The organism is Bacillus sp. JJ1122 (assembly GCF_036964885.1).
Lineage (GTDB): Bacteria > Bacillota > Bacilli > Bacillales > Cytobacillaceae > Mesobacillus.
Map to the genome: position 1 here is coordinate 53,370 of NZ_JBALQL010000013.1, position 8,263 is coordinate 61,632.

Genomic DNA, 8,263 nt, shown 5'->3' on the forward strand with positions numbered 1-8,263 from the left:
AATGGACATCCAATCCTGCGTTACGATCATAAACGAATGGGACATCGTAGCAGCGCGCCAGCTTGGCCGTAATGTTGCGAAAGAGCTTGGTTTTGGGACAGTTGACCAGGCCAGAATCACCACCGCCATCAGTGAATTGGCCAGGAATATTTATTTATACGCCGGCAAAGGGCAAATTTGCATCGATAAATTGTACGACGGCGGAAAAGCGGGATTGCGAATCAATGCAGTGGATAGCGGCCCAGGAATAAAAGAAATACGCCAGGTCATGGAAGATGGCTTTTCCACATCAGGAGGACTTGGAGCCGGCCTTCCTGGAGTAAAAAGACTCATGGACGAATTCGATATCGAGTCAACTCCAGGAGAAGGAACACAGATAAGAGCAACTAAATGGCTCCGTTAGGGGGAAACAATATGGAATTCCGAGAAATGATGGAATCAAAGTATCGGGATATTCTCGACAATTATATTAAAGAGCAATCGGAACAAGCTTTATATGCAGGGCAAAAATTCAGCCGTAAGTCGATTGAACATAAAATCGCCCCTGAAGAAATCATAAGCCTTCATAAAAGCTTGCTTCTTGAGATGTATCCTGAACTTCCAGAAGATTTAATGCATTCGTTTGACATCCTCCTTGAGGTCATGATCGGCTATGGTATTGCTTACCGAGAACACCAAAGCCTAAGGCACCAGCAGGAGGAACTAAGATCAGAAATGGAGATAGCCGCAAATGTGCAGCAAACGCTGCTGGGAACTAAAATCCCTACGGTACCGGGTCTCGATATTGGTGCGATTAGTGTGCCTGCGAAGCATATGAACGGTGACTATTTCCATTTTGTCCAAGATGAAAACAACAATATAAGTGTCGCGATTGCAGATGTTATTGGAAAAGGGATTCCGGCTGCACTATGTATGTCCATGATCAAGTATGCAATGGACAGTCTGCCAGAAAACCGTCTGGACCCAAGCAGTATCCTTGAAAACCTGAATAGGGTAGTTGAACAGAACGTTGATCCAAGTATGTTCATCACGATGTTCTATGGAATGTTTAATCCAGACAATAATATCTTCTACTATGCCTCAGCCGGACACGAGCCTGGTTTCTATTACGATTCAGTTACCAAGGAATTTACAGAGCTAACGGCAAGGGGCTTGCTCCTTGGTGTAGACAAGCGAACTAAGTATACTCAGTATGAAAAAGAAATCCATCCTGGGGATATGGTGATCTTAATGTCTGATGGAGTTACGGAGTGCAGAACGGAAGAAGGATTCATCGAAAAGGAAACATTGATCGGATATATAAATAAATATATCCACTTAAATGCTCAGGAAATTGTCAATAATATCTTTAGGGAACTCGAAAAACTTCAGCATTTCCAATTGCGTGATGATTTCACCTTAATTATTTTAAAAAGAGATGTTTAAATCGGTACCGAACCGGGTAAATCTAAAAGGCAATTGAATTGTAAAGGGTGGGTCAGTTATGAATATTTCGATAGATGTTAAAGAAACAGAATCCGTTTTAGCAGTTAAGGTTAATGGTGAGATTGATGCATATACAGCACCACAGCTTCGGGAGAAACTTTTCCCTATGTCCGAAAAAGAAGGCGTAAAGATGGTTGTTGATCTTTCTGAGGTCAATTATATGGATAGTACTGGGCTGGGAGTGTTTGTAGGAGTATTTAAAAATGTCCGAGCCCATAACGGAGAGTTTAAAATTGTCGGTTTATCCGATCGTTTGCAGAGACTTTTCGAAATTACCGGCTTGGCCGATATTATCGATATCAACAGCCAGATTGAGGGTGGAGTGCAATGAGCCAAGCATTTGATTATATAGAAATGAAAATCCCGGCAAAACCGGAATTTGTAGGCGTGATCCGTCTGACGCTTTCCGGCATTGCAAGCCGCATGGGTTTTTCATATGATGAGATAGAAGATTTGAAGATCGCAACAAGTGAAGCATGTACAAACGCTGTGCAGCACGCTTATAAAAATAACGACAACGGCGAAGTGATCATCGGTTTTGGATTGTACGAAGACCGACTTGAGGTAATGGTTGCAGATAATGGCCAGAGCTTTGATTTCCATTCAGCACGCCAGGGGCTTGGTCCTTACGATCAAAATAGTTCTGTTGAATTCCTTCGTGAAGGAGGCTTGGGACTGTATCTGATCGAAACCTTAATGGATGAGGTTCGAATTCATCACAAAGAGGGCGTCACGGTCTTTATGACCAAGTACCGAGAAGGAGAGCAGGTGGAGAGAGATGCAGAGACAATCTCAACCTAAGCAACGCCCAAAAGAAGAGATTAATCAATTAATCAAAGCATACCAGCTTCATGAGGACGCCGACGCCCAAAATGAATTAGTTCTCCATTATCAAAACCTTGTGGAAACAATCGCCCGTAAATACTCAAAAGGACGATCGTTCCATGAAGATATATTCCAGGTTGGAATGATCGGGCTTTTAGGGGCAATCCGCCGTTACGATGAAACTTTTGGCAAAAGCTTCGAGGCGTTTGCCGTTCCGACCATAATTGGTGAAATCAAAAGATTTTTACGAGATAAAACATGGAGTGTCCATGTGCCACGAAGGATTAAAGAGCTTGGCCCGAAAATCAAGACAACTGTCGAAGATTTGACGACGCAGCTGCACCGTTCTCCAAGAGTGGATGAAATTGCAGAAGCTCTTCAGGTTTCTGAGGAAGAAATTTTAGAAGCGATGGAAATGGGCAAAAGCTACCAGGCATTATCAGTTGACCATTCCATTGAGGCTGATTCTGATGGAGGAACTGTCACTCTGTTAGATATCGTCGGAAATATTGATGAAGGCTATGAAAAAATCAATCAAAGAATGGTGCTTGAAAAAGTACTTCATGTTCTGAGTGAAAGAGAAAAGTTAATTATCCAGTATACCTACCTTGATAACCTGAGCCAAAAAGAAGCAGGAGACAAGCTGGGAATATCACAAATGCATGTATCACGACTTCAAAGAAGAGCCATCAAGAAGCTACAAGAAGCAATTCATGCAGAAAACAGTAATTCGGAGTATATTACATGATCCAACAGTTCAAAGACAAAATTGAACTTTATGCTTACCAGACAATTAAAGAAGGTAAATTAGAGTGCGGTGACAGCTATTTCTATACTGCCACCGATGAATATTTTGTCTGTGTAGTAGCTGATGGGTTAGGGTCTGGGCAATATGCCCATGAAGCTTCTGCGGCGGTTGTGACTGTAGTAGAGGAACACCATCATGAAGATGTCGATACTCTCATGAAATACTGTAACAATATATTGGTGCAAAAAAGAGGAGCAGCCGTATCGATTTTTAAGGTGTATTTCGATACAAACGAATTTGTATACAGCTGTGTCGGCAATATCCGATTCTTCCTTTACTCGCCAAATGGCAAACTGACTTATCCATTGCCCGTAACAGGATATTTGTCAGGGAAGCCACAAGTGTTTCATACCCAGAGATTCGTTTTTGAACCGGAATCAAAGTTCCTGATTTACTCAGATGGATTTGATATCCATGGGGCAAAATCATTATTGAAGGGTTACAGATCTGTAGCAGCCATCGCAGAACAAATAAAAAGCGATTATGAAAATTCAATGGATGATGCAACTTTTATTGTGGGAAGTCTACTATAGTCGGTGGGCTTCTTTTTGTTTTTGTGTGATATTCAGGGAGTTGGGGGTTTGTATGCTTGTTGGATTCACATGGTTGAATTCTGGCGAGACGAGTTTTGTTACCGAAACTCCTAATGGGATTAAATAGGGAAGAATAAAGACAGTACATCATGGAGAAACAATAAAAGGTAATAACATGCATGCGAACTACTGCCGAGTAACAAGCCTCCTTACTACTCCCTATAAACATAGCAGCAATTTTGGTACACTATATAGAGGGATAAGGAAATCACTTATCCAAAAAAGATATGGAGGATTGTCTCTTGAATCAAACGATGGAAAAGCAGGATCAATACGTAAAAATCATTGCCAAAGAGCAATCATTAACATCTAAACAAGTACAGAGTGTTATTTCTCTCATAAATGAAGGGAATACCGTTCCGTTCATTGCCCGCTATCGAAAGGAAATGACCGGTGCGCTTGATGAAGTGCAAATCCGTGACATAGTTGAAAGATGGCAATACATACTGAACTTAGAACAGCGTAAAGAAGAAGTCATCAGGCTGATCGATGAACAGGAAAAGCTGACGGATGAACTTAGGACTAGCATAGAAAAAGCGATTAAACTTCAAGAGGTAGAGGATTTATACCGGCCATATAAACAAAAGCGGAGAACAAAAGCAACCGTTGCAAAGGAGAAAGGTCTCGAACCACTAGCGTTATGGATGCTCGACTTTCCGGTGACTGGAAGCCTCGAGCAGAAGGCTGGAGAGTTTTTATCAGATGAAAAGGGTGTAACAACAGCAGAGGAAGCTATTTCCGGAGCGAAGGATATCATTGCTGAAATGGTTTCCGATGATGCAGACAGCAGGAAGTGGATCCGCAACGAAACATTTAAATCAGGTTCCATTGAATCGGCGGTTAAGAATGAAGAGTCGGATGAGAAAAAAGTGTATGAGATGTACTATGAATATTCAGAGCCGGTAAGCAAGGTCGTGCCCCACAGAATTCTTGCCCTTAACCGCGGTGAGAAAGAGGAGCTCTTAAGAGTCTCGATTAAACCCAAAACGGATGTAATCATGAGCTATCTTCAACGTAAATGGGTAAAAAAAGAGCATGCTATTACCGCGTCAGCAATTATGGAAGCAATAGAAGATGCTTATAAAAGGCTGATTCAGCCATCGATTGAACGGGAAATCAGGAATGAACTTACGGAAAAGGGAGAGGAGCAAGCTATTCACATCTTCTCAGAAAATCTGAGAAAACTGCTGCTTCAGCCGCCGTTAAAAGGAAAAGTAGTCCTTGGAGTAGACCCGGCGTTCAGGACAGGATGCAAACTGGCTGCGGTAGATGAAACAGGGAAGGTTTTATCGATCGGGGTCATCTATCCTCATACATCAAGTTCAAAAAGTACCGAAGCCCGTGAGAAATTCATTAAAGTGCTGAAGGATTATCACGTGGAAATGGTTGCAATCGGCAACGGTACAGCTTCAAGGGAAACGGAACAATTTGTATCAGATATTCTGAAAGAATTAGATAAAGAAATCTATTACCTGATTGTCAATGAAGCAGGAGCGAGTGTATATTCGGCATCAGATTTAGCGCGTGAAGAATTCCCAAACTTCCAGGTAGAAGAACGAAGCGCAGTTTCAATCGCGCGCCGTTTGCAGGATCCACTTGCTGAACTTGTTAAAATCGACCCTAAATCAGTAGGTGTCGGACAGTACCAGCATGATGTCAGTCAGAAAAAACTCTCCGAATCGCTAACATTTGTAGTTGAAACAGCTGTTAACCAGGTAGGAGTAAATGTAAATACTGCATCATCTTCTTTACTTCAATATGTTTCAGGTCTTTCAAAGACCGTTGCCAATAATATTGTGAAAAAGCGTGAAGAAGAAGGGAAATTCACAAGCAGAGCACAACTGAAAAAAATCCCTCGCCTTGGCGCCAAAACTTACGAACAGGCAATCGGCTTCCTTAGAGTAAGCGACGGTCAAGAACCGTTAGACCGAACAGGCATCCACCCGGAAAGTTATGGTGAAGTGAAACAACTTCTAGATAGCCTTGGGTTCAAAACAAGTGATTTAGGCAGTCCAGCTTTAAAAGAGGCGTTAGGCAAAATCAATATAGAGCAGACTGCGAGTGAACTTGGCATGGGCAAACTGACTCTTAAAGACAATATTGACGCCCTGGTGAGACCTGAGAGGGATCCTCGTGATGAACTGCCGGCTCCGCTTCTTAAAAAGGATGTTCTAAAGCTAGAGGATTTAAAAACAGGCATGGAGTTGCAAGGGACAGTCCGCAATGTAGTAGACTTCGGGGCATTCGTCGACATCGGCGTAAAGCAAGATGGATTGGTTCACATTTCTAAGCTAAGCAACAGATTCGTAAAGCATCCGCTTGATATCGTATCAGTAGGGGATGTTGTAACAGTATGGGTCGACAGCGTTGATCAGAAAAAAGGACGCGTTGCATTGACCATGCTAAAGCCAGAGCAAGCTTAATGGTAAAAAGGCTGCAGATCATTCTGCAGTCTTTTATTATAATCGTGTATCAGCATAGAGTTATAATCCCTGTTTATTTCTATAAAAAAACCAGCATTGATTGAGCAGTTTAATTTGGTATCGATTTTTTTCATAGAAGGCTCGTTTCATTTGATTCTGGAACCAGACAGGCATAACAGTACCTCCTTTAGATAGCGTGAAAAGGTATCCTTAATATATGCTATAATGGGTTGTCATGTTTCTTTAAAAGGCAGGCGTTTTATTATGATGACAGACCAGCAGTTACACAACATGGTTGTAAGAATATCAGCAGAGCAATTCCATAAGCCATTCAGGCACAAAGCGTTCTTTAATCCAAGACTGCGTACAACCGGTGGACGCTATATGCTGCGGAGCCATAACATCGAAATCAACAGGAAGTATTTCGAGCAATTAGGCGAACAGGAATTGATCGGGATCATAAAGCATGAACTATGTCATTATCATTTGCATTTAGAGGGAAAGGGCTACAAGCATCGTGATAAAGATTTCAGGGAACTGATGAAACAAGTCGGGGCGCCAAGATTTTGCTCCATGCTGCCTGAGGAGAAGAAGAAAAGAGTACAACAAAGAATTCTGATTTACCAATGCAGCAAATGTAAAATGGAGTATCACCGAAAACGATCAATCAATACTGCGAGATATGTCTGCGGAAAATGTCGGGGAAAGCTGGTAAAGGTCAAAGAAATGCTGATAGAATAGCGTTTTTATAATGAGAAAAAAACAAATGAAAAACTTTTAAAAACCCGCTTGACTTTTACTAGGCACCTACCTATAATAGTAAGAGTCGACAAGACAACGACACAGTCTTCTGAAGAGCTTTTAAGAAGGCAATTAATATTATTCCGCAGTAGCTCAGTGGTAGAGCACTCGGCTGTTAACCGAGCGGTCGTAGGTTCGAATCCTACCTGCGGAGCCATTAATTCTATGGTATGGGGAAGTACTCAAGAGGCTGAAGAGGCGCCCCTGCTAAGGGTGTAGGTCGGGTAACCGGCGCGAGGGTTCAAATCCCTCCTTCTCCGCCAGAACACTTTAATATGGCCCCTTGGTCAAGCGGTTAAGACACCGCCCTTTCACGGCGGTAACACGGGTTCGAATCCCGTAGGGGTCACCAAAATAGTTTTTTTCATCATTCTTTAAAAATAAAAACATGGTCCCGTGGTGTAGCGGTTAACATGCCTGCCTGTCACGCAGGAGATCGCCGGTTCGATCCCGGTCGGGACCGCCATTTTATTGGGCTATAGCCAAGCGGTAAGGCAACGGACTTTGACTCCGTCATGCGTTGGTTCGAATCCAGCTAGCCCAGCCATTTTTTTGAGCCATTAGCTCAGTCGGTAGAGCATCTGACTTTTAATCAGAGGGTCGAAGGTTCGAGTCCTTCATGGCTCACCAAAGTTTTTTGCGCCAGCAAAATAACTTACATTGCAATAATGCGGGTGTGGCGGAATTGGCAGACGCACCAGACTTAGGATCTGGCGCCGCAAGGCGTGGGGGTTCGACTCCCTTCACCCGCACCATTAATTACCTGTTGATTAATAAGTTGAAATTGGTTATGATATGATCCTGTCATCTTTATGCGGTCGTGGCGGAATGGCAGACGCGCTAGGTTGAGGGCCTAGTGGGGGCAACCCCGTGGAGGTTCAAGTCCTCTCGGCCGCACCAAAAAAGTCCTTGACATCCAATTGTGGATGTGATAATATTTAAAAGTTGCTATAAAAACAATATGCGCCCGTAGCTCAATTGGATAGAGCGTCTGACTACGGATCAGAAGGTTATGGGTTCGACTCCTTTCGGGCGCGCCATTCTTATTTTCTTAATATCGGGGAGTAGCTCAGCTTGGTAGAGCACTTGGTTTGGGACCAAGGGGTCGCAGGTTCGAATCCTGTCTTCCCGACCATTCAACAATTTAACTTCATATGCGGGTGTAGTTTACTGGTAAAACCTCAGCCTTCCAAGCTGATGTAGTGGGTTCGATTCCCATCACCCGCTCCAATTTATTGTTCTTTGAAAACTAAACAAACAAGCGTCAACAAACAATATTATAGTGACTTCTATTATATAGATGATCACTAGCCAACGTTTTAACTTTA

Annotated in this window: 9 protein-coding genes and 11 tRNA genes; 19 read left to right on the forward strand and 1 reads right to left on the reverse strand. The window is 42.8% G+C overall.

Annotation, left to right across the window (positions count from 1 at the left end):
- Position 1 precedes the first annotated feature (1 nt).
- The 7 genes from V7201_RS07905 to V7201_RS07935 all read left to right on the forward strand — a co-directional run bounded on the left by V7201_RS07905 (position 2) and on the right by V7201_RS07935 (position 6,134).
- Positions 2–403, forward strand: a complete 402-nt coding sequence (locus tag V7201_RS07905) for an anti-sigma regulatory factor (RefSeq protein ID WP_335376245.1) — start codon at positions 2–4, stop codon at positions 401–403.
- Between the two features lie 11 nt (positions 404–414).
- The gene (locus V7201_RS07910) at positions 415–1,425 is read left to right on the forward strand and encodes a PP2C family protein-serine/threonine phosphatase (protein ID WP_335376246.1); all 1,011 of its coding nucleotides are present in this window, start codon (positions 415–417) and stop codon (positions 1,423–1,425) included.
- A gap of 58 nt (positions 1,426–1,483) precedes the next feature.
- Positions 1,484–1,816, forward strand: coding sequence for an anti-sigma factor antagonist (locus V7201_RS07915; RefSeq protein WP_335376247.1), 333 nt, complete (start codon positions 1,484–1,486; stop codon positions 1,814–1,816).
- Positions 1,813–2,286, forward strand: coding sequence for an anti-sigma B factor RsbW (rsbW, locus tag V7201_RS07920; RefSeq protein ID WP_335376248.1), 474 nt, complete (start codon positions 1,813–1,815; stop codon positions 2,284–2,286). Before V7201_RS07915 ends, rsbW begins: the two co-directional genes overlap by 4 nt.
- Complete coding sequence (gene sigB, locus V7201_RS07925; protein WP_335376249.1) at positions 2,264–3,058, forward strand: RNA polymerase sigma factor SigB; 795 nt, start codon at positions 2,264–2,266, stop codon at positions 3,056–3,058. Before rsbW ends, sigB begins: the two co-directional genes overlap by 23 nt.
- The gene (locus V7201_RS07930; protein WP_335376250.1) at positions 3,055–3,651 is read left to right on the forward strand and encodes a PP2C family serine/threonine-protein phosphatase; all 597 of its coding nucleotides are present in this window, start codon (positions 3,055–3,057) and stop codon (positions 3,649–3,651) included. The genes sigB and V7201_RS07930 overlap by 4 nt, the downstream gene beginning before the upstream one ends.
- A 314-nt stretch (positions 3,652–3,965) precedes the next feature.
- Positions 3,966–6,134 carry a Tex family protein gene (locus tag V7201_RS07935; RefSeq protein ID WP_438825034.1) on the forward strand — a complete coding sequence of 723 codons (2,169 nt, stop codon included), beginning with the start codon at positions 3,966–3,968 and terminating at the stop codon, positions 6,132–6,134.
- Between the two features lie 60 nt (positions 6,135–6,194).
- Here the strand turns inward: V7201_RS07935 and cmpA are convergent, their stop codons facing one another.
- Entirely contained in the window at positions 6,195–6,308 is a 114-nt protein-coding gene (gene cmpA / locus V7201_RS07940; protein ID WP_210367160.1) for a cortex morphogenetic protein CmpA, read from the reverse strand.
- Positions 6,309–6,401: 93 nt separating this feature from the next.
- Between cmpA and V7201_RS07945 the strand changes: the two genes are divergently transcribed.
- The 12 genes from V7201_RS07945 to V7201_RS08000 all read left to right on the forward strand — a co-directional run bounded on the left by V7201_RS07945 (position 6,402) and on the right by V7201_RS08000 (position 8,165).
- Positions 6,402–6,875, forward strand: coding sequence for a SprT family protein (locus tag V7201_RS07945; protein ID WP_335376252.1), 474 nt, complete (start codon positions 6,402–6,404; stop codon positions 6,873–6,875).
- Between the two features lie 142 nt (positions 6,876–7,017).
- A tRNA-Asn gene (locus tag V7201_RS07950) sits at positions 7,018–7,092 on the forward strand.
- Positions 7,093–7,107: 15 nt separating this feature from the next.
- Positions 7,108–7,198: transfer RNA gene (locus V7201_RS07955), tRNA-Ser, on the forward strand.
- 14 nt (positions 7,199–7,212) lie between these two features.
- A tRNA-Glu gene (locus V7201_RS07960) sits at positions 7,213–7,287 on the forward strand.
- 38 nt (positions 7,288–7,325) lie between these two features.
- Positions 7,326–7,401: transfer RNA gene (locus tag V7201_RS07965), tRNA-Asp, on the forward strand.
- A gap of 6 nt (positions 7,402–7,407) precedes the next feature.
- A tRNA-Gln gene (locus V7201_RS07970) sits at positions 7,408–7,482 on the forward strand.
- A 7-nt stretch (positions 7,483–7,489) separates the two neighbouring features.
- Positions 7,490–7,565, forward strand: a tRNA-Lys gene (locus V7201_RS07975).
- A 40-nt stretch (positions 7,566–7,605) separates the two neighbouring features.
- Positions 7,606–7,690: transfer RNA gene (locus V7201_RS07980), tRNA-Leu, on the forward strand.
- A gap of 59 nt (positions 7,691–7,749) precedes the next feature.
- Positions 7,750–7,835 (forward strand) — tRNA-Leu (locus V7201_RS07985).
- Positions 7,836–7,898: 63 nt separating this feature from the next.
- A tRNA-Arg gene (locus V7201_RS07990) sits at positions 7,899–7,975 on the forward strand.
- 18 nt (positions 7,976–7,993) lie between these two features.
- Positions 7,994–8,070: transfer RNA gene (locus tag V7201_RS07995), tRNA-Pro, on the forward strand.
- A 21-nt stretch (positions 8,071–8,091) separates the two neighbouring features.
- Positions 8,092–8,165: transfer RNA gene (locus tag V7201_RS08000), tRNA-Gly, on the forward strand.
- Positions 8,166–8,263 lie beyond the last annotated feature (98 nt).

Bases quoted from the DNA above. Each gene is read 5' to 3' on its own strand.
- V7201_RS07905 (WP_335376245.1), top strand. From the start codon at position 2: ATGGACATCCAATCCTGCGTTACGATCATAAACGAATGGGACATCGTA.
- V7201_RS07910 (WP_335376246.1), top strand. From the start codon at position 415: ATGGAATTCCGAGAAATGATGGAATCAAAGTATCGGGATATTCTCGAC.
- V7201_RS07915 (WP_335376247.1), top strand. From the start codon at position 1,484: ATGAATATTTCGATAGATGTTAAAGAAACAGAATCCGTTTTAGCAGTT.
- rsbW (WP_335376248.1), top strand. From the start codon at position 1,813: ATGAGCCAAGCATTTGATTATATAGAAATGAAAATCCCGGCAAAACCG.
- sigB (WP_335376249.1), top strand. From the start codon at position 2,264: ATGCAGAGACAATCTCAACCTAAGCAACGCCCAAAAGAAGAGATTAAT.
- V7201_RS07930 (WP_335376250.1), top strand. From the start codon at position 3,055: ATGATCCAACAGTTCAAAGACAAAATTGAACTTTATGCTTACCAGACA.
- V7201_RS07935 (WP_438825034.1), top strand. From the start codon at position 3,966: ATGGAAAAGCAGGATCAATACGTAAAAATCATTGCCAAAGAGCAATCA.
- cmpA (WP_210367160.1), bottom strand. From the start codon at position 6,308: ATGCCTGTCTGGTTCCAGAATCAAATGAAACGAGCCTTCTATGAAAAA.
- V7201_RS07945 (WP_335376252.1), top strand. From the start codon at position 6,402: ATGACAGACCAGCAGTTACACAACATGGTTGTAAGAATATCAGCAGAG.